General features: G+C 44.3%; 19 protein-coding genes. 1 reads left to right on the top strand and 18 read right to left on the bottom strand.

Annotated features, from left to right (window positions below; all coding sequences use genetic code 11):
* The first annotated feature begins 193 nt into the window (after nt 1–193).
* Nucleotides 194–2,749 carry a zinc-dependent metalloprotease gene (locus tag V6M43_RS01250; RefSeq protein ID WP_332732229.1) on the top strand — a complete coding sequence of 852 codons (2,556 nt, stop codon included), beginning with the start codon at nt 194–196 and terminating at the stop codon, nt 2,747–2,749.
* A 141-nt stretch (nt 2,750–2,890) separates the two neighbouring features.
* On the opposite strand, the gene V6M43_RS01245 is transcribed toward V6M43_RS01250, so the two are convergent.
* From V6M43_RS01245 to V6M43_RS01160, 18 genes are all read right to left on the bottom strand, one after another.
* Entirely contained in the window at nt 2,891–4,165 is a 1,275-nt protein-coding gene (locus V6M43_RS01245; RefSeq protein WP_332732228.1) for an ABC transporter permease, read from the bottom strand.
* 32 nt (nt 4,166–4,197) lie between these two features.
* Nucleotides 4,198–5,574, bottom strand: coding sequence for an NADH-quinone oxidoreductase subunit N (locus V6M43_RS01240; RefSeq protein WP_332732227.1), 1,377 nt, complete (start codon nt 5,572–5,574; stop codon nt 4,198–4,200).
* 21 nt (nt 5,575–5,595) lie between these two features.
* Nucleotides 5,596–7,053, bottom strand: a complete 1,458-nt coding sequence (locus V6M43_RS01235; protein ID WP_332732226.1) for a complex I subunit 4 family protein — start codon at nt 7,051–7,053, stop codon at nt 5,596–5,598.
* 31 nt (nt 7,054–7,084) lie between these two features.
* Nucleotides 7,085–8,992, bottom strand: coding sequence for an NADH-quinone oxidoreductase subunit L (gene nuoL / locus V6M43_RS01230; protein WP_332732225.1), 1,908 nt, complete (start codon nt 8,990–8,992; stop codon nt 7,085–7,087).
* 1 nt (nt 8,993) lies between these two features.
* The gene (nuoK, locus tag V6M43_RS01225; protein WP_332732224.1) at nt 8,994–9,332 is read right to left on the bottom strand and encodes an NADH-quinone oxidoreductase subunit NuoK; all 339 of its coding nucleotides are present in this window, start codon (nt 9,330–9,332) and stop codon (nt 8,994–8,996) included.
* A gap of 112 nt (nt 9,333–9,444) precedes the next feature.
* Nucleotides 9,445–9,945, bottom strand: coding sequence for an NADH-quinone oxidoreductase subunit J family protein (locus V6M43_RS01220; RefSeq protein ID WP_039131718.1), 501 nt, complete (start codon nt 9,943–9,945; stop codon nt 9,445–9,447).
* A gap of 22 nt (nt 9,946–9,967) precedes the next feature.
* Nucleotides 9,968–10,525, bottom strand: a complete 558-nt coding sequence (gene nuoI, locus V6M43_RS01215) for an NADH-quinone oxidoreductase subunit NuoI (RefSeq protein ID WP_332732223.1) — start codon at nt 10,523–10,525, stop codon at nt 9,968–9,970.
* A 45-nt stretch (nt 10,526–10,570) separates the two neighbouring features.
* The gene (nuoH, locus tag V6M43_RS01210) at nt 10,571–11,638 is read right to left on the bottom strand and encodes an NADH-quinone oxidoreductase subunit NuoH (RefSeq protein WP_039131722.1); all 1,068 of its coding nucleotides are present in this window, start codon (nt 11,636–11,638) and stop codon (nt 10,571–10,573) included.
* A 3-nt stretch (nt 11,639–11,641) separates the two neighbouring features.
* Nucleotides 11,642–12,754, bottom strand: coding sequence for a 2Fe-2S iron-sulfur cluster-binding protein (locus V6M43_RS01205; protein ID WP_332732222.1), 1,113 nt, complete (start codon nt 12,752–12,754; stop codon nt 11,642–11,644).
* Between the two features lie 56 nt (nt 12,755–12,810).
* A complete protein-coding gene (nuoF, locus tag V6M43_RS01200; RefSeq protein WP_332732221.1) occupies nt 12,811–14,166 on the bottom strand; it encodes an NADH-quinone oxidoreductase subunit NuoF in 1,356 nt (451 codons plus the stop codon).
* Nucleotides 14,167–14,198: 32 nt separating this feature from the next.
* Nucleotides 14,199–14,696: an NADH-quinone oxidoreductase subunit NuoE gene (gene nuoE, locus V6M43_RS01195; RefSeq protein WP_332732220.1), complete on the bottom strand. Its 498-nt coding sequence runs from the start codon at nt 14,694–14,696 to the stop codon at nt 14,199–14,201.
* Between the two features lie 28 nt (nt 14,697–14,724).
* A complete protein-coding gene (locus V6M43_RS01190) occupies nt 14,725–15,963 on the bottom strand; it encodes an NADH-quinone oxidoreductase subunit D (RefSeq protein WP_332732219.1) in 1,239 nt (412 codons plus the stop codon).
* Nucleotides 15,964–16,000: 37 nt separating this feature from the next.
* Entirely contained in the window at nt 16,001–16,525 is a 525-nt protein-coding gene (locus V6M43_RS01185) for an NADH-quinone oxidoreductase subunit C (RefSeq protein ID WP_332732218.1), read from the bottom strand.
* A 62-nt stretch (nt 16,526–16,587) separates the two neighbouring features.
* Nucleotides 16,588–17,169 carry an NADH-quinone oxidoreductase subunit B gene (locus V6M43_RS01180; protein ID WP_332732217.1) on the bottom strand — a complete coding sequence of 194 codons (582 nt, stop codon included), beginning with the start codon at nt 17,167–17,169 and terminating at the stop codon, nt 16,588–16,590.
* A 17-nt stretch (nt 17,170–17,186) separates the two neighbouring features.
* Nucleotides 17,187–17,585, bottom strand: coding sequence for an NADH-quinone oxidoreductase subunit A (locus V6M43_RS01175; RefSeq protein WP_039131736.1), 399 nt, complete (start codon nt 17,583–17,585; stop codon nt 17,187–17,189).
* 156 nt (nt 17,586–17,741) lie between these two features.
* Nucleotides 17,742–19,370 carry a tetratricopeptide repeat protein gene (locus V6M43_RS01170; RefSeq protein WP_332732216.1) on the bottom strand — a complete coding sequence of 543 codons (1,629 nt, stop codon included), beginning with the start codon at nt 19,368–19,370 and terminating at the stop codon, nt 17,742–17,744.
* A 49-nt stretch (nt 19,371–19,419) separates the two neighbouring features.
* A complete protein-coding gene (locus V6M43_RS01165) occupies nt 19,420–20,355 on the bottom strand; it encodes a substrate-binding domain-containing protein (protein ID WP_332732215.1) in 936 nt (311 codons plus the stop codon).
* Nucleotides 20,356–20,360: 5 nt separating this feature from the next.
* Complete coding sequence (locus V6M43_RS01160; RefSeq protein WP_172644648.1) at nt 20,361–20,597, bottom strand: hypothetical protein; 237 nt, start codon at nt 20,595–20,597, stop codon at nt 20,361–20,363.
* Between the last annotated feature and the right edge of the window lie 8 nt (nt 20,598–20,605).

The raw sequence follows: 20,605 nt of genomic DNA, 5'->3' as shown, positions 1-20,605 counted from the left end.
CCCAAAGCGTATTGGGGACACAAGTCTAAATAAAAAAAGAATAAAAAAATCAAATTAGCACAATAAATATCCAAATACGGTACAAATTAAAAAAAAATGATTGTCCCAACAATGATCGATCATTTCTGCTGTTTTTCTGTTAAGGGTATGTCTTACATTTATTGATTCAACCTAAATTTAAACAGAGATCGCTATGTTATCAACCCCGTTTCTTAAAAGGGTAATGCCACTTGCCATTCTTGCCGTATTGACACATGCAGCCGGTTATGGTCAGCAAAGGCCCTCACAGACAAGGGATGCCGCAGCAAATCCGGCTGCAGTACCACCTGTACCCCCCGCAAAATCTACCGGCCCGAAGCCTTACAAGGATGTTATTACTGCCAAGGCGGTAACTGATGATGGACTCTTCACAGTACACAAGGTAGATGATAAGTATTACTTTGAGATACCTGAATCTGCATTGGGTCGCGAGATCCTGGTAGTGAACCGTCTTTCGAAGGCAGCAGCCGGTATGCGGAATTTCTTTTTTGGCTATGCCGGTGATATTATCGGTGAAAATGTAATAACATTTGATAAAGGCCCCAACAACAAAGTTTATATCCGCAGCATTTCTTATGACGAGATGTCGAGGGATTCAACCCAGCCAATGTACCGTGCTGTGGCCAATTCAAACATCCAGCCCATCGTTCAGGCCTTTGATATTGCAGCATTTGGTAAGGATTCAAACGGCGTGGTGATTGAGGTTACCTCTTTTCTTAACAGCGATAATGAGGTGCTGAATTTTGAGGCAAACAGCAAGCGGACCTTCCGTGTTGGGTCACAGCAATCAGACAAGTCGTATATCGATAATGTTCGATCATTCCCGATGAACACTGAGATCAAAACGGTAAAGACCTACAGCCGGGCAGCAGCCGCGGCGGGATCTGTTCCTGCAACCCCAGGAGCCCCCCAACCTTCCGGGGGTGCTTTCACTGTTGAGATCAACAGCTCAATGGTGATGCTTCCGGCCGCTCCTATGAAGGCGCGCCACTATGATGAGCGAGTTGGTTTTTTCACCCGCCAGTATGTTGATTTTGATCTCAATCCACAAGGAGTTGAGAATGTTAGGATGGTAACGCGCTGGCGCCTTGAGCCTAAAGACGAGGATATTGCACGTTACAAAAGAGGTGAACTGGTTGAGCCAAAGAAACCCATCATATTTTATATTGATCCGGCCACCCCAAAGAAATGGGTTCCATATCTAATAAAGGGTGTGAACGACTGGCAGGAAGCTTTTGAGAAAGCCGGTTTCAAGAATGCCATCATGGCGAAAGAAGCGCCTTTAAATGATCCTGAGTGGAGCCTGGAAGATGCGCGCTATTCTGCCATCGTGTATAAGCCTTCAGACGTTCCCAATGCAAGCGGACCGCATGTGCATGACCCGCGTACAGGGGAGATCCTTGAAAGTCATATAAACTGGTATCATAACGTGATGGAACTTCTGCGCAACTGGTATTTCGTGCAGGCATCTCCAAATGATGCACGAGCACGCAAACCAAAATTTGATGATGAACTGATGGGAGAACTCATCAGGTTTGTATCATCGCATGAAGTTGGACATACACTTGGGCTCCGCCACAATTTCGGATCATCCTCTTCCGTGCCTGTTGAAAAACTTCGCGATAAGAAATGGCTGGAAGAAAACGGACATACTCCCTCCATCATGGATTATGCCCGCTTCAATTATGTAGCCCAGCCTGAGGATAATGTAGGTGATAAAGGTATCTTTCCGCGTATTGGTGATTATGACAAATGGGCTATTGAGTGGGGATACAAATGGATACCTGATGCCGCCAGTCCCGAAGCAGAGATTCCTATGCTGAATGCCCTCACTATGGAGAAGTTGAAGAACAAGAGGTTGTGGTTTGGAAGGGAAACCAATCCCGATGATCCGCGTTCTCAGAATGAAGACCTGGGAGATAATGCCATGAAGGCAAGTACCTATGGTATCAAAAATCTTCAGCGTATCATTCCCAATATTTCAGAGTGGGCAAAAGAACCCAACGAAAATTATGCATCCCTCAATAAACTTTATAATGAGGTAGTGACCCAGTATGGGCGCTATGTAGGTCATGTGAGTAAGAATATTGGCGGAGTAACAGAAACGCCAAAAACAGTAGAACAGCCTGGTGCGGTATATGAATTTGTAAGCCGTGAAACACAGAAGGAAGCCATGGATTTCCTCAACAGGCAGGTATTCACAACACCAACCTGGTTACTGGACCAGCAGGTTTTTGCCAAAACCGGCAATACTCCTACAAGCGTTGTAAGCCGCCTCCAGGACGCTGCACTTGGCAGGGTACTCAGTGCATCAACCCTGAACAAACTGCTCAATGCTGAGGTTGTAATGGGCGCTAAAACCTATACACTTCAGGATCTGCTGGGCGACCTGCGCCGGAATGTGTTCAGTGAGCTTAGTGCAAGAAAGCCTATTGATATGTATCGCCGCAATCTCCAGAAGAACCTGGTGGAGCGGATGCTGACCCTGATCAAGCCATCTACGGTACCGGCTATTTCAGTTGGTGGGGTAGCGCTCAACTTTGCACCTGCAGTGAACAAGAACAGTGATGTCATCTCCTTTGTAAGAGGTACACTGCGTACCCTTCAAACTGATATCCGCACTGCCACGCCGGCCTATCAGGATCTCGCAAGCAAGTATCACTTGCAGGACCTGAATGATCGCATCACTGATGCATTAACAGTTAAATAGATTCATATCTGCCTGAAATAAAAAAGGGGAAACTATAATGTTTCCCCTTTTCATTTATTATCCACCCCAAATATTATCTCTTCTCTTTCTACTATCTATTGCCTATTGCCTTCCATCCCTCCACCCCTCCATCTCTCCACCTCACTCATACCTCAACGCCTCAATAGGATTCAGCCTGCTGGCCTTATAGGCTGGATAAGATCCCGCGGCAAGTCCAACAATTGTACATATTAGTACGCCCATGAAAACCCAGAGCCATGGCACCACGAATCCTGTATCCATCAACATACTGACAATATTACCCAGCAGCACTCCCAGCACGATTCCGAAGAAAGCGCCAAGCAGGCTTATCAGTATTGCCTCCAGAAGGAACTGCCATCTCACATTGCTCTGTCGTCCACCGATTGCTTTAATGAGCCCCACTTCCTTGGTTCTTTCTGTAACTGCCACCAGCATGATATTCATGAGGCCGATAGCTGCACCCATGAGCGTAATGAACCCAATGACAACCGCCGAAGCTGTGAGCCATCCGATTTGTTTCAGTGCCATTTCCACGAATGCATCGCTCTTATCGATCAGGAAATTACTTTCCTCTTTGATGCCATTTTTGCGGATCACGCGAAATATACCTTCAGCCTCACCGATGGCGGTTTCGATGTTGGCTATCTCCTGCGCTTTAACCCCTATATTAAAAGTATTAGAGGCCGAGCCGGCAAAAAACCTAACAACACTCATATAAGGTATGATGATGATATTGTCGCGACTCATTCCAAATGTAGAACCTCTTGATTTCAAGGTTCCCACAACCCTGAAGGGAATATTATTTACACGAAGGATCTTATCAACCGGTCGTTCAGGGTCACCGCTACCGAAAATTTTGTCATAGATATCTTTTCCGATGATGCAGACATTTCGACCCGAACTAATATCGATCTCACTCATGTTCCTGCCACCTTCAATATCATATCCGTTCAGTTCAACATAGTTCTCATCCCCGCCAGCAACCCTTACAGTAGGGTTAGTTTTTTTCCCTCCATAGGAAGCGGTAAAACTATTTCCTGCCCCCAGCGAGATACCTACTTTGGCGGGGTAATCATATCTTTCTTTAAAGAGTTCTGCCTGCTCTCTTGTAATGGGTTGGTTAGTATTTGATTTTTTAAGTTTCCGACCATTCTTCTCTTCTTTCTTCAGCTCCCCCCTGTCGAACCGGAACATGGCCCTGTAGCGGATGGAAAAGCCACTGGCGCCCATGCTGGAAAAACTTTCCATGAATTTCTGCGAGATGGCCTGGATGGCGGTGTTGATACCTATCAGTGCTGCTATACCAAGTGCGATGATCGCAACAGTGATGCTGGTGCGAAGAGCATTGCCGCGGATGGTTCGGTAAGCGAGGGATAAGGTGTCAAGAAAATTCATTCAGGTAAGAGGTAAGATTTAAGATTTAAGATCTAAAAATACAGATATTGGAGCACAAGATTGGGGAAGATTCCAAGTATAATAACAGCAGCTGCCATGCCGGCGAGCAGCCAGCGGAAAACAGGCGTTACTGGTTCAGTTTCGGCCTGTCCGGTTTTGAAATACATCGACTGAATAACCCTGAAATAATAATACACACTGATGGCGGCACAGAGTATTGCAAAGATGACCAGCCAAAGGTGTGAGCCACTCTTAACCGCGGAAGCCAGCATGAAATATTTGGCGAAAAAACCGATGGTCAGTGGAATCCCTGCCAGGGATAGAAGGAAGATGGTAGTTGTTGCTGCCAGTACCGGCTCTGTTCTTGCAAGTCCATTAAAGCCTTCAAAGGTATAATCCTTCATCTTGATAAGAACAGCAAAAATACCAATGGTAGCAAGGCTATAACCGAGGGTATAGAGGATGATACCTTCCCTTGAAAAATCGTTCTGACTAAACACGCCAAAAAGCATGAAGCCGGCTTGTGCTATTGAAGAATAGGCAAGCATTCTTTTGACGCTTTGCTGGAAAATGGCGGTAATATTTCCGATAAAAAGTGTTGCTGCTGTAACGATGGCAATGATGAGTTGCCAATCATATCCGGAACCAACGAATGACATATCAAACAATCTAACCAACGCAATAAAAACACCTGCCTTCACAATGGTTGCCATAAAAGATGTGAACACCGTTGGGGCTCCATCATATACGTCGGGAGTCCAAAAATGGAAGGGTGCAGCAGATACTTTGAATAGCATGCTGATAAGAACAAGCAGCAATCCTGAATAAAACCATGCATTCCTGCCTGCATTTATGCTTGAATGCATTTGTTCCATGCTGAAGCTTGCCTTTGCACCGTAAACAAGGGCAATACCAAGTAACATTATGCCCGTTGAAAAAGATCCCATCAGGAAATATTTCAGCGAGGCTTCATTACTTTTAAGATTGCGCTTATCGCTTCCTGTTAGAATGTAAAGCGGGATGGAAATTATCTCAATACCCAGGAAAAGCAAGAGGAGTGAATTGAAAGAAGATACTATTGCGATACCACAGGATATAAAGAATATAAGCGCAAAATATTCAGCTGCATTAATGCCAACATTGGTAATATCTTTTGCTGATACGAGGAAAAAAAGCAGTGTTGCAGAGAAAGCAATAGAATTAAAAAGAAGGCCGAATTTAGAGAATACAAGCATGTTATGTGTATTCACATCAAAGAGCAAGAATCCTCCCTGTTCGGCAATATTTGCAAGCAGCAGCAAAGCCATGCCGGCAGTTGCTATATTACGAATGGCGGTTTTGCTGGTCAGGAAGATGCCACTGAACATCAGTATCACTCCAAGTATTGCGGAAAGAATTATTGCATTCATACTATTCTGGTCGTTCTCTGGTTATTTTAAATTCATCCTTCCTAGGATATCTGCCGATACTTCACTGGTAAGAGATAATAATGGTTTGGGGAACACGCCAATCAGGATGATTCCCACTACAATTATTGCAAGGCTCAATTTTACATTGAATGAAATATCGGTGGCTTTTGATGTAAGTTCATTTGTTTCACCGTAGAAAACCCGCTGTATCATACGTAATGTGTAAACGGCACTAAGAATTATCGTTATCAATGCGGCAATGGTATAAGCCAGTCCGAACTTAGTGGCGGTTGAACCCAGCACGCCGTTAAACATCATGAATTCACCTATGAAGGCATTGGTGAGGGGCATGGCAATATTGGCAAGTGCAACTATCACCAGCAGGATGGTGAGGACAGGAGCTTTTTGTGCCAGTCCGCCGAGTTCGCTGATCTTTCGCGTTCCGAATTTTTGCTCGATCACATTTACCACGATCCACATTCCGAGGATATTGATACCATGGTTGAACATCTGGATCATTGCACCCTGTATACCGCTATAGCTTGGTGCAAAAATGGCAAGGATCATGAGCCCGATATGCGCAATGGAAGAATAAGCTACCAACCTTTTCAGGTCGTCCTGCCGCATGGCGATAAAGGAGGCGTAGAGCATTCCGATAACGGCTAGTGTGGCAAAGTTATCACCCCAGAGAAAAGTGGCAGAAGGAACAATTGGTGCCAGCCAGCGCAGCAATCCGAATACCCCCATTTTGGCCATGATAGCGCTGAGGATCATGGTGACGGCGGTGGGTGATTGCTCGTAGGTATCGGGCTGCCATGTATGGAATGGGAATAATGGCATCTTGATAGCAAAGGCTATGGCAAGCATCAGGAATATTCCCAGTTCCTGTCCCGAAGTCATTTTAAGATTCAGGAAATCACTCCATGCAAAAGAACCGCCGGCTTTAAAATAAAGCATTATGAGCCCGATAAGCATGAAGAGAGAGCCAATGAATGTATAGATGAAAAATTTAATGGTAACCTGGATACGTCTTTCGCCACCCCAGCGAGAGCAGAGAAAGTACAGTGGTATAAGAGCCAGTTCCCAGAAAAAATAAAACAGCAATGCATCTAATGCCATGAATACGCCCAGCAGGCCGGCCTGTGAAAGCAACACCAATCCATAGAATCGGTTACTATCATCATACTGGTTGTTCCATGTTGAATAAATAATAATGGGAAAGCTAAGTGTAGTAAGGAGGCATAATAGTTGGCTCATTCCATCGAGAGCAAAATGAAAACGGCTGTTAATACCGCCCAGCCAGGGTTGGTTAAAAGTCATTTGAGCCGCATCAATATAGCCACTCATCCCTGCCAGCATCAGTGCCAGTGAGAGAAGTGTCGCTAATAGCGCTATGGACTTGGCCGTTGCTTCCTGCTTTACCGCAAACAATGCTGCTCCGGTAATCAGGGGGATCAAAATCAGTAGAACTGGTACCATTATATGAATCTGGTTTCTTTCTTTGGATGAATTATTTTTTCAGGAAAACCTGTAATGCAAAGAGGACGATCATACCGATCACCATCAACAATACATAACTTCCGACCTGCCCACTTTGCAATAATCTGATCTGCCGGCTTGCATACTGTACGCTTCTTCCCACGCCATTTACAACCCAGTCGATTCCGAAATTGTCAAACTTACCCAGCATTTTTCCGAAAGCATTCACGGGACGAATAATGAGAGCTTCATAGATCTCATCAACATACCATTTATTCTCCAGTATCCTTGCAAATCCGGTATTCTCTTCTGGTGTTTTCTCGTATTTCTTATACTTACCTATAGCCCAGAAAATAACCACTGCAATAACAGCCATCAATCCAAACATCAATAAGAGTTCTGTTGTATGGTCAGGGTGGTGGGGTACAGAAATTCTATTCGATTCGGCGAAAACGGGTTCAAGGAATTTGGCAAGTGAGTGTGAATCATGCATCAGTACTTCAGGAATCCCAACAAGTCCACCTGCAAAACTGAGAACTGCCAATATCACCAATGGTATTGTCATTGCAGGCGGTGACTCATGCAGATGATGCTCCTGTTCGCTTGTTCCCCTGAATTTGCCGAGGAATGTCATTGCATATAGTCTGAACATATAGAATGCCGTCATAAGTGCGCCGATAGCAGCGAGGGCCCAAACAATGGGGTTCTTCATGAAAGCGGCTGCCAGGATCTCATCTTTTGAAAAGAAGCCCGAGAAAGGGATGATACCGGCGATGGCCAGGCATCCTACAAGGAATGTAAGGTGAGTTGTCTTCAGTTTTTTAGATAGTCCCCCCATATTGCGGATATCCTGCTCATGGTGCATGGCATGTATAACCGAACCTGCTCCGAGGAATAAAAGTGCTTTGAAAAATGCGTGTGTCATCACATGGAAAACAGCGCCTGTATAGGCACCAACGCCTAGTGCGATGAACATATAACCCAACTGGCTAACGGTGGAGTATGCAAGCACTTTCTTTATATCATTTTGTTTGAGTGCGATGGTTGCAGCGAGCAAAGCAGTGGCCAACCCAACAACCATAACGACCGTTTGGGTTGTTGGTGCCATGGTGTAAAGAATATTGCTCCGCGCAATCATATATATACCGGCGGTTACCATTGTAGCGGCATGGATCAATGCAGAAACCGGGGTTGGTCCGGCCATGGCATCAGGCAACCATGTATATAAAGGGATCTGTGCACTCTTTCCTGTAGCACCTATAAAAAGCAGCATGGTGATGGCAGTAAGATCCAGGGAGCTAAGTGAATCAACTTTACTGAATACCTCGCCGAAATTAACGGTGCCAATGCGACCAATTAACCAGAATACAGCAAGCAGAAATCCAAGATCGCCGATCCTGTTCATGACAAAGGCTTTGCGGGCTGCATTGGAATATTCGATGTTTTTAAACCAGTATCCGATCAGGAGATAAGAACAGAGGCCCACACCTTCCCATCCAATGAACATGATCACGTAATTTGATCCCAGAACGAGAAGCAGCATCGAAAAAACGAAGAGGTTGAGATAAGCGAAATACCTCGCGAAATGACTGCTGTTCTCCTCATGCATGTAAGCAACAGAGTAGACATGAATCAGGAATCCAATACCGGTAATGATGAGCAGGAAGAGACTGCTAAGCTGGTCGACCTGGAAAGCGAAAGGGATACTTACATCTTCAAAAGAAATAAAATCGAATAGGGTTACTATAACGGGACCATCAATTCCAGCCTTAACATCCAGAAAGATCAGGACGCTGACGATAAATGATGCCAGTATTGATCCTGAACCTATGATGCCGGTAAGGGATTTTGACAAGCTGTTCCGCAATAAGCCGTTGAGGAGAAATCCCACCAGGGGAAACAGGGGAACCAGCCAAACATATTCAATGATATTCTTCATATTAGTTTTTCAATCTGTTCAGGAAATTCACATCAACCGAATGTGTATTGCGGTACATCATAACGATAATGGCAAGCCCAACTGTTACTTCGGCAGCAGCCACCACCATGATAAAGAAAACAAATAGTTGCGCATCGGTTCCATTGTTGGCAAGAGCCGGTGCCGCATTCCCCATTTCGGCGAGGTGCATTTTAGAGAAAGCAACAAGCAGGAGGTTCACCGCATTTAACATGAGTTCAATACACATGAAGATGATGATGGCATTCCTGCGCGTAAGCACTCCTATCACTCCTATGCAGAAGAGGGCCAGTGCTACGAAGATGTATAAGTTGATGGGCATGTTGAGGGATGTTTTTTAAGTTGGACACCGTTTTATTTAGAGGGCTGGAGTGATGGAGTAATGGATGTGTTAATGGTTCCTTCCATCTCTCCACCCCTCCATCTCTCCCCTATCATTCCTTCTTCCCCAACACCACGGCACCAACCATGGCACTAAGGAACAGCACACTGCTGATCTCAAAAGGAACGACATATTCATTGAATAAAACTTTACCCAAGTGTTGGATCAATCCGGTTTCGCCATAAGTTGTCATGGCAGTAGCGGCCCTGCTATCTGCATCCCGGAGAGCAGCCACCATTACAAGCAGGAAACATCCTCCTGCGATAATCCCTGCAAAGCGCAGCCACTTGTTCTTCTGTGGTTCTGTTTCAGCATTCAGGTTCATCAACATGATCACAAAGAGAAAAAGGACCATGATAGCACCTGCATATACTATCAGGTTAACGATGGCAAGGAACTGCGCATTCAATAAAATGTAATGACCCGATAATGCAAAGAATGTTACGATAAGTGACAATACGCTGTAAACCGGATTCCTACTTGTAATAACCATCAGCGAACTGCCGATGGCAAGTACTGTCAGAAACCAGAAAAGTATTTGTGTGATATTCATGTTCTTTATTAGCAGTTACTTTTTATCCTTTCTTTCCTTCCCGTTTAGCCCTCGATCCAAGTGCCTGTTGATATAATTCAGGCTCTTTTTTTGGATCAGGAATCAGCAAATCATTCTTTCCATAAATGAATGTTTCGCGTTTATAGTTGGAAGGGGCAAAGGTTTCACTGAGATAGATCGCATCTTTTGGACAGGCTTCTTCGCATAGTCCGCAGAAGATGCAGCGTAGCATATTGATCTCATACTTAGCTGCATATTTTTCTTCACGGTAGAGATGTTCTTCTCCCTCCTTTCTTTCCGCTGCTTCCATAGTGATGGCTTCAGCGGGACAGGCAACAGCACAAAGTCCGCAGGCAGTACAATTCTCACGGCCTTCCTCATCCCGGTTAAGAATATGCAATCCCCTGAAAACCGGACTGAAGGGTCGTTTTTCTTCAGGGTATTGTACCGTCACTTTCTTAGAGAAAAAGTGTTTCAGGGTAATACCCATACCCTTGGCAATGGCGGGCAGGTACATCTTCTCCATCATCGTCATTGGACGACGATCAACGGGCTTAGCTCTATTTGTTAGTGTGGGCATTAGCAAAAATATTTCAATCCGGTTTTCTCTCCAAGTAAAACAAACTTAGAAAGGCCATCCGTTTTCTTTTATCAATACGATCAATCCTGTTATCACCATGTTGAATAAGGCCAGAGGTATCAATGATTTCCAGCCCAGCTTCATCAACTGGTCGTAGCGGAACCTTGGAATGGTCCAACGAACCCACATGAAAAAGAACAGGAAGAAACCAACTTTTGCGAAAAGTGAAATTGTTTGCAGCAGGGCCATCAGGTTGGTACCGATGCTTTCAGTTAAAGCCGCGTCATTTACAAAAGGAATATCATAACCACCAAAATAAAGCGTTGCCATAAGCGCACTGCTGATGAACATATTCACATATTCGGCGAACAAATAAAAACCGAGTTTCATGGAGGAGTACTCCTGGTGATATCCCTGGTTCAGTTCACTCTCCGCTTCCGGTAGGTCGAAGGGTGTACGGTTGCATTCTGCAAATGCACAAACCAGGAAAATCAGGAAACCGAGGGGCTGGTAAAAAATATTCCACCATCCGGTCGATTGCTGTTCAACGATGGTCTTAAGACTTAATGATCCTGTTAGCATGAGAAGGGCAATAATTGCCAGGCCCATTGCAAGTTCATAAGAGATCATCTGTGATGCACCGCGTAATGCAGCCAGCAGCGAGAATTTATTATTGGAAGCCCAACCTCCTATCATGATACCATAAACACCCATGCTCACCACGCCAAACACATAGAGGATGCCAATATTGATATCCGCGATCTGCAGGGGGATGGTACGTCCAAATAGTTCGATCTCCCTGCCCCATGGTATAACAGCGCTTGTAAGCATGGCCATTGTCATGGCTACAGCGGGACCAAGAACAAAGAGAAACTTGTTGGAAGAATTTGGTATCACATCTTCCTTCATGAACAGCTTGATACCATCGGCGAAGGGCTGGAAGATACCGCCGGGACCCGCGCGGTTAGGACCATAACGATCCTGAATATACCCTGCCACCTTACGCTCTCCGAAAGTTGTGTACAAGGCTACCAGCAGTGAAATAACGATGATCACTGCTATGAGAACAAATTTCTCCAGTATAAAGGCCAGGTCAATTGCCAGTGTAACCATAATTTATTTATTCAGATTCTTGAAATCATCGCTATGTGCGGGTCCATCTATCTTTGACAATTCTATTTCGGGACGGTTAACCTCACTAACCTTATGGATATCGAGTAATAATTTTGGTCCACGTCCTCCCATTACTTCGGGCAACAGGTCTTTTTGTGGTTTCACACCAACATAATGGCCCTGTGAAATCACGGAGTGCCGGTTTACTTTTGTTGGTCCCTCGATGATCCAGTCTTTTATATCTTTCTTCTCAAAGCGGCAATCATTGCAGATCCACCCCGGTCTTCCATCACTAGCATCTTTCACTTCACCCCATTCATCCTTACGCGCTGTAACCCTGAATACTTCATCTCCTCTCATCCATAGTTGCGCTTCTCCTGAGCATTTGGGACAATTACGATGAGCATCTACGGGCTTGGTGAACCAAACCCTGTTCTTGAATCGGAAGGTTCTGTCGGTGAGAGCACCTACCGGACAAACATCGATCACATTACCTATAAAATCATTATGAAGTGCCTTCTCTATATAGGTAGCAATTTCAGAATGATCACCCCTGTCCAGTACACCATGAACACGTTTTTCAGTGAGCTGGTCGGCAACATAAACGCAGCGATAACAAAGTATGCAGCGGGTCATGTGCAACTGGATATATTCACCAAGGTCGTGTTTTTTGAATGTCCGCTTCTGGTATTCGAAACGGGTTCCTTCTTTTCCATGCTCATAGCTAAGATCCTGGAGGTGGCATTCGCCGGCCTGGTCGCAGATGGGACAATCAAGCGGATGATTAAGCAGCAGGAATTCAGTAACGCCAGCACGAGCATCCAGTACGCGGTCGCTGGTAATATTTTTTACAATCATTCCATCCATTACATTGGTGCGACAACTTGCCACCAATTTAGGCATGGGGCGTGGATCTGCGGTGGAACCGGCGGCAACTTCAACCAGGCAGGTGCGGCATTTACCACCGCTGTTTTTCAGCTTGCTGTAGTAGCACATTGCTGGCGGAGTAACATCACCACCGATCATTCGGGCAGCATTCAGAATGGATGTGCCGGGTTCAACATCAATGGTGATGTTGTCGATCGTTACCTTGAATAATTTTTTCTCTTCAGACATATGTTGGTGCTCAAATCTTTAAAAGGCAATAGGCAAAAGTCAATAGGCAATATAAATCAGGAGACTGGCACATGAATAGGATCGGCATAATGGGCCAGTCCATAATTACGTGTCAGGCATTCCTGAGGATTATTCACATGCCATTCAAATTCATCTCTGAAATGCCTTATGGCTGCTGCAACCGGCCATGCGGCTGCATCACCCAGCGGGCAGATGGTATTTCCTTCAATTTTGCGCTGGATATCCCAGAGCAGATCGATATCACTCATCTTTCCTTTACCCATTTCAATACTCTTCAATATTTTTTCCATCCAGCCGGTGCCTTCCCTGCAGGGAGAACACTGACCACAACTTTCATGGCGATAGAATCTTGCGAGTGTGTAAGTATTTTTTACCACGCACTGGTCTTCATCCAGCACTATAAAACCGCCCGAGCCCATCATTGATCCTGTGGCAAAACCACCATCACTGAGGCTTTCGTAATTCATATACCTTGTTTCACCTTTTGCTGTTTTCAATAAAAGGTTAGCAGGCAGAATAGGAACGGAAGATCCACCGGGAATGCAGGCTTTAAGCCTTTTACCTTTAGGTATGCCGCCGCAATATTCATCACTGTAAATAAATTCTTCAACAGAAATGGTCATGTCTATTTCATATACCCCAGGCTTATTGATATTGCCACAGGCTGAGATAAGTTTAGTACCGGTGGATTTACCTACCCCGATTTTCGCATACTCCTCTCCTCCCATATTAATGATGGGAACTACTGCAGCGAGGGTTTCTACATTATTCACTACGGTTGGACGGTCCCACACTCCTTTAACGGCCGGGAACGGTGGTTTGATGCGTGGGTTTCCTCTTTTGCCTTCCAGCGATTCAATCAATGCTGTTTCTTCGCCGCATATATAGGCGCCGGCTCCTCGCTGTACATAGATCTCGCAATCGAAACCGGTACCCAGTATATTCTTCCCAAGCCATCCATTGGCTTTTGCTTCGCCTATGGCCTGCTCTAATATATCAACGATCCATGCATACTCTCCACGTATATATATATAGGTAGCATTGGAGCCCAGCGCAAAGGAGGATACTATAAGGCCTTCGATAAGAAGATGGGGGATGAATTCCATCAGGTAGCGATCCTTAAAAGTTCCGGGTTCAGATTCATCTGCATTGCATACAAGGTGACGGGGTATGCCTTCCGGCTTTGCCAGGAAACTCCATTTCATACCGGCAGGGAAACCGGCTCCACCTCTTCCGCGCAGTCCGCTTTTCTTCACTTCCTCAGTAACAGCATCAGGACTCATTGTTCTAAAAGCCTTTTCCACACTGCGATAGCCGCCTTCACGACGGTATACATCGTAACTGCGTATGCCTTCAACATCGGCCTTTTCTAAAAGTAACTTTATACCCATACAATTATTTTGTTGAACAGTGCTCTGTTAAATCAATTAAGCTGGCCGGCGTTTTTGCGGCATTCTTCTATGATCTGGTCAACTTTCTCTTTTGTGAGGTGTTCACGGTAATGTTTACCAAGTTGCATCATCGGCGCATAACCACATGCTCCAAGGCATTCAACAGTTTTAAGGGTGAATAATCCGTCGGCTGTTGTTTCACCAACACTGATGCCTAGTCGCTGTTTGATATGCTCAACAATATCATCGCTGCCATTGATCATGCAGGGACCGGTTTGGCAAACTTCAAAAAGGAATTTACCAACTGGTTTCAGGTTATACATAGAATAGAAGGTGGCAACTTCATAAACTTCAATGGGTTCCAGTTGAAGTAGTGAAGCCACATAGTCCATTGTTTCGGCACTAAGCCATCCATATTCTTCCTGCGCCAGGTGCAGAACGGGAATCAATGCGCTCTTCTGCTTTCCCTGGGGATAGCGGGCAATGATCTCCTGCACTTTGGTCAATTTCTCTTCTGAAAACTTTATCATAACTATTTCAATACAAGTTGGATAAATACTAAGCATCCATTTCTCCGGCAATAAGGTTCAGGCTACTCATCGTGATTACCGCATCGGACAGCAATGCCCCCTTAGTGAGTTCAGAATATGCCTGGTAATAAATAAAACAAGGCCTTCTGAAATGCAGCCTGAATGGCGCTCGACCTCCATCACTGATAAGGTAGAAGCCAAGTTCACCGTTTCCTCCTTCCACTGCCTGGTAAACTTCACCTGCCGGCATATCAATTTCACCCATAATGATTTTAAAATGCCAGATCAGTGCTTCCATCTTCGTATATACATCCTCTTTCTCGGGAAGGTAATATTCCGGAACGTCTGCATGGAATACTTCTGCATCCGCACCTTTGAACTCCTGCACTTTGCGGTAGGCCTGTTCTATGATCCGGATACTCTGCCACATTTCCTGGTTACGAACCATAAATCGATCATAGTTGTCGCCAGTTGTTCCAACAGGAATATCAAATTCGAAATCTTCGTATGAGCTATATGGTGTAGCAACACGAACATCATAGTCAACGCCGGTAGCGCGGAGGTTGGGACCGGTGAAACCATAATTAAGCGCCCGCTCAGCAGAAATGCCACCTGTACCCATGGTGCGTTCCATGAAGATTCGGTTGCGGTTGAAAAGATTTTCGAATTCTTTCAATGTAACAGGGTATTCCTTTAAAAATCTTTCGAGTTTTTCAAATGCAGCCGGAGTGAAATTCCTTTCAAATCCTCCGATGCGGCCAATATTTGTGGTAAGCCTGCTTCCACAGACCTCTTCAAAAATTTCATAGATAAGTTCGCGATACTGCATCACATAAAGGAATCCACTGAAGGCGCCACTATCAACACCAACTATTGAGTTACAGATAAGGTGGTCGGCAATGCGCGATAGCTCCATGATTATCACCCTTAGGTAATCAACCCGTTTAGGAGTAGTTACGCCAAGCAATTTTTCACAGGTGAGATGCCATCCCATATTATTAATGGGAGAAGAACAATAATTCAACCGGTCGGTGAGAGGGGTGATCTGGTAGAGAGGGCGACGCTCGGCTATCTTTTCAAAAGCGCGGTGGATATAGCCAACAGTTTGCTCTGCTGAAACGATCCTTTCACCATCCACTTCCAGGATATTCTGAAAAACGCCATGGGTTGCGGGGTGTGTTGGTCCCAGGTTCAGCGTGGTAGTCTGTTTCCCGATGGATCCTTCCGGAAGCTTAACGTGTTGTTCTTGTTGTATGAGTTCAGACATTACTGCCTATTTGTTTAAGGTTTGTTGTTGCTGATTTTTATACTACTGATCCTCCCCTGCCGAACATCTCATCATCTTTATCAAGGCGGGCCCTGTCTTCCAGTGGGTATTCCTTTCGCATCGGGAAATAGTCCATCTCATCTACATTAAGGATCCTTTTAAGATTGGGGTGACCCAGGAAGTTAACGCCATAAAAATCATATGTTTCACGCTCCTGCCAATTTGCTGATTGATAAAGACTGGTTGCTGTAAAAACATCCGGTTCATTTATATCAGTAAATATCTTCATCCTTATGCGAATATTATCCACCATATTATGAAGATGGTAAACCACTGCCAATTCCCGACCTTTCTGATCAGGATAATGAACGGCGCAAACATCGGTCAGAAAACGAAAGTTCAGATCCGGTTCATCATAAAGGAACTGCATAACCTTCAGGTTAAGATCCTTTGGAACTTCAAAACTGAACATTCCATAGGGTTCTTCCATATTGGTAATCGCATCGCCGAATTTTTCAACAAGGCGTTTTTGGATGATCTCATTAGTCAAAACCGTCGACATGTATAACTTTTAAGATTAAAATACCTCTTACTTCTTACTTCTTACCTCTTACCCCTTACGTGTTATTCGATTCCATAACTATTCAAAAGTGCCTTATACCTGTCACTATTTCTTCTGCGAAGGCTTTCCTGACCTACAAGGTCCTGGCATTTCATCAGTCCATCAATAATAGCTTCAGGCCGGGGTGGACAACCGGGTACGTATACATCTACGGGTATTATCTGATCGATACCCTGCAACACACTATAGGTATCGAATATTCCACCCGACGATGCACATGCACCTACAGCAATCACCCATCGCGGTTCCGACATCTGCAGGTAAACCTGTTTTACAATTGGTCCCATTTTTTTGGCGATAGTACCCATTACCATCAGCAAGTCGCACTGGCGGGGAGTATGCGCCATTCTTTCTGAACCAAAACGCCCAATATCATAATGGGATGCACTGGTTGCCATGAACTCGATGCCGCAGCAGGAAGTTGCAAATGGCATTGGCCAGAGTGAATTCTTCCTTCCCCAGCCCACTACTTCGCTGAGTTTAGTAGCAAAAAAACCTTCGCCTTCGAGGCCCGAAGGCATTTCGTCAGTGATAAGTATTTTACCACCTTCATTCTTTACATTATATTGAACAGGACGTGCCATAATAAATTACTTTTATATTAATCCTCCCACTGCAGTGCGCCTTTTTTAATTATATAATAAAAGCCGCAAACGAAAAATCCAACAAACATAAGCACTGCCAAAAAACCATTCCAACCCAGTTCGCGAAAATTAACAGCATAGGGATAGAAGAATATTACTTCAACATCAAACAGAACAAAAAGGATCGCGACAAGGAAATATTTGATGGCAACTGGCTGTCGGGCATTTCCCACAGAGTGAATACCACTTTCATAAGTCTCAAGTTTCTCTGCCGTTTTACGGTTGGGGCCCAGGAAAGGTGATATTCCGAGTGTAAGGGCAACAAAACCAGCAGCGCAAAGTACTTGTAGAGCAATGGGAAGGTAATTAACTGCGGAACTGGCTGAAACCGCATTCTGTAAAAAGAAAAGATTCATGCCTTTGTATTGTTGTAGCCGCAAAAATACGTTAGCCACCCGAATAAAAGTGCAACACTGAAAATAAGTTAAGGCTGTTCACAGGCAAGTTGATGATGTAAAAGAAATCCCCGCCAGTGGCGGGGATCGTTAAACATATTGTATTAAAATTATTCGCTATTTAGCAGCCGTTTTCTTTTGCGGCGATTTATTCAGAATATCACGGATCCTGATGGCATCGGCATTACCCGGGTCAACTTCAAGAACCTTATCTACATAGCGGAGTGCTGCTGCTTTATCTTTCTTAATATCATTATGGTATTGAACAAGGTAGAAATAAGAGGAAACTGCCTGTCCTTTATACTTTACGGAATCGAGACTACGGGCCATTTCAGCGAGTTTCTCATAGTGAGGAACTGCTAATCCCTGTGCCATTGTTGTATCCATTGCCTGGTTACTACGTGCACGCCAGAGGTAACCGAATATCTCATTTGGATATTTCTCCGTGTATTGAGCAAATAGTGAATCTGCAGATTTATAATTACCTGCCTGGTAATTGGCAAAACCCCAGTTATAAAGATCTACATTATTAGGGGTCTTTTTTGTTTGGTATAACTGACCCAGGAAATTCGCTTCTGCAGCCCTATTACCATTTGACTTTGCAAATGCAGCTGCGTTCTCCAGTAATTCAAGCTTACTTTCATAAGCAGTATCCATTGCGATTGCCTTTTCATAACTGGCAAAAGCTTCTGTTTCGTTACCAGGAAATTTACTCAGCATCTTTGCCCGGAACTCATAGTCTTTAGGAACGAAATCTTCTGCTTTTTGCTTAGCAAAATATTGCTCGAGATAATCCTTTGCATTAACTGAATCTTTCAGTTCATCATAAGAGTATGCTGCAAGTTTGTAGTAGCGTGGATCAGCTTTATCACCCAACTGACTGATGAAACCTTTCGATGCATTAATGGCTCCCATGAAATCTCTCGATGCATAAAGAATGGATGCTTTATCATAATCATTCTTCGGATCCGGATCAGAAATGGTTAAATACTTATCATAGTAGGTTTTAGCTTTATTGATATCACGATCATACCAGTAAACATAAAGGTCATATACTGATGGAGCGTAATTGGGATCAAGGGCAATAGCCTCTTCATAAGCCGGAAGAAAAGATTCCGGATTTTTTTGGGTCAGGTAGATCCTGGCAATACGATGTTTAGCAGCCGCCAACGTTGGGTCAATAGCCAGCGCCTTCTGGTAAGCTGTTACAGCGTTGCCTCCATCTACAAGTACACGGTATGCGTCACCAATCTGTAGCCAGGTTTCCGCATCCTTAAATTTCTTGTCCTGTGTGTAGGGTGTAAGCTTGGTAATTACATAATTGGCATCGCCATCTTTTGAATCTACGTTAGCATTTCCTATTGCATTAAGAACTGCTCCATCCTTTCCTTTGGTGAGGGAAATAGCGGTTTCAAAACGCTGGCGTGCTTCATCTTTTTTACCTTCCAACAACTCAACATGCCCCATCCCAACAAGTAAGAGAGGTGCGTTACCGTTGGTTTCCAATGCCTTCAGATAAACTGCCCTTGCCCCGGCAACATCCTTCATTTCTATAAGAGTTTGCCCAAGCCAGTAGGTGGCAGAAATGTCATTTGGATTAGCGGCCAGAACTTTCTCAAAATTATCTTTTGCGCTCTTGTACCGCTCGTAATAAAAGAATTTCTTTCCCTGGTCAACACTCTGCGCGAACAGGGAACTTCCACACATTACTGCGGCTATTACCAGGCTGTAAAAGGATTTCTTCATTTTCGTTTGCTGTTTTTTAGTCGAGTTGTTAAATATTTTGTCCACTTAGTTATTCATCGATCCCTGCATTTCTTAATTCGAATTGCATTCTTGCCGGCCAGAGATAAGCTCTTCTGAAAATCAACTGGCCTCTTTCATAGATGAGGAAATTAGCGAATCCGCTTCCTAATCCTTCATAATTTTCCTTTAAAATATAATGCAATCCCCGTACCAAAGGATAGCGAAGCGTTGCAATATTTGCCTGATAAGGCTTTACATATGTCTCTTCCGGACAAACCAAACAGCGTAGTGACGCAATGGTAACTTTATCCTGAAAGCTAAGCTGTGTGGCATCTTCAGGGTTTCCAATCCAGTTAACACCAACAAATCCAACAGCATCTTTATGCTGTGAAACATAATCAATAACACCCTGACTGGAGGTTGCCGCGGTCACCTCTTTGCCAAGCGCCTGGCCTGCTAACAATGAGTCGAGCGCGTATCGTACAGTACTGGTGGCCGTGAGACCATCCATCACAGGTCTCAGTTTAAATCCACTGGTTCCTTTTAACAATGATTTTACATCAGTCATGTCAAATATAGAATCCTTCGATTGTTTATTTACAACCAATGCAACCGCATCATAGGCAATCTTTGCCTGCAGGGGTATAAATCGTAAAGTATCTTTTAACCTCTGTTCTTCTACCGGAAGCAACTGCCTTGTAACAATCACCATACGCACACTGTCAACCAGCAGGTCTTTCAGGCATTCAGCTTCAGGCTTGTAATGGGCAATTATATGGGCATCCGGATATGAAGATTCGAAGACTTTGATCTGGGAATCAATAACGGGTTTGAAAGATTCATCAACACTAATATGGATGGTTCCACTGGTAAGAGTGTCATTACGATATACTGCTTTCCGGCCATTATTACAATGGCTGAACACCAGTATAGATAAGGCAGCGATCGTTATTCGTAGCAAACGCCTATGCATAAACGTTTTCATTGTTATTATTCGGAATAATAATTCTTTTGGTATCCCCTGTAGATGCGCCAACCTCCATAAACAATACATAGGAAAGAGAAAAAATACTTGAAAATCGGCTCCATATCAAAGCTAAATCCAAGTTTTTCTGAAAAAAGAAAGAAAATTCCAAAGAGCAGGATCAGGCCGCCCATTCCATAATCGAGAATGGAACGCATCAGGCTGTATTGCTTTCTTCTATTATCCTGTGAGTCTGAGGCCATAATAAAGT

The organism is Flavihumibacter sp., from assembly GCF_036676075.1.
GTDB lineage: Bacteria > Bacteroidota > Bacteroidia > Chitinophagales > Chitinophagaceae > Flavihumibacter.
Note: the sequence above shows the minus strand (reverse complement) of the source record. Positions and strands in the feature narration are given on the sequence as shown.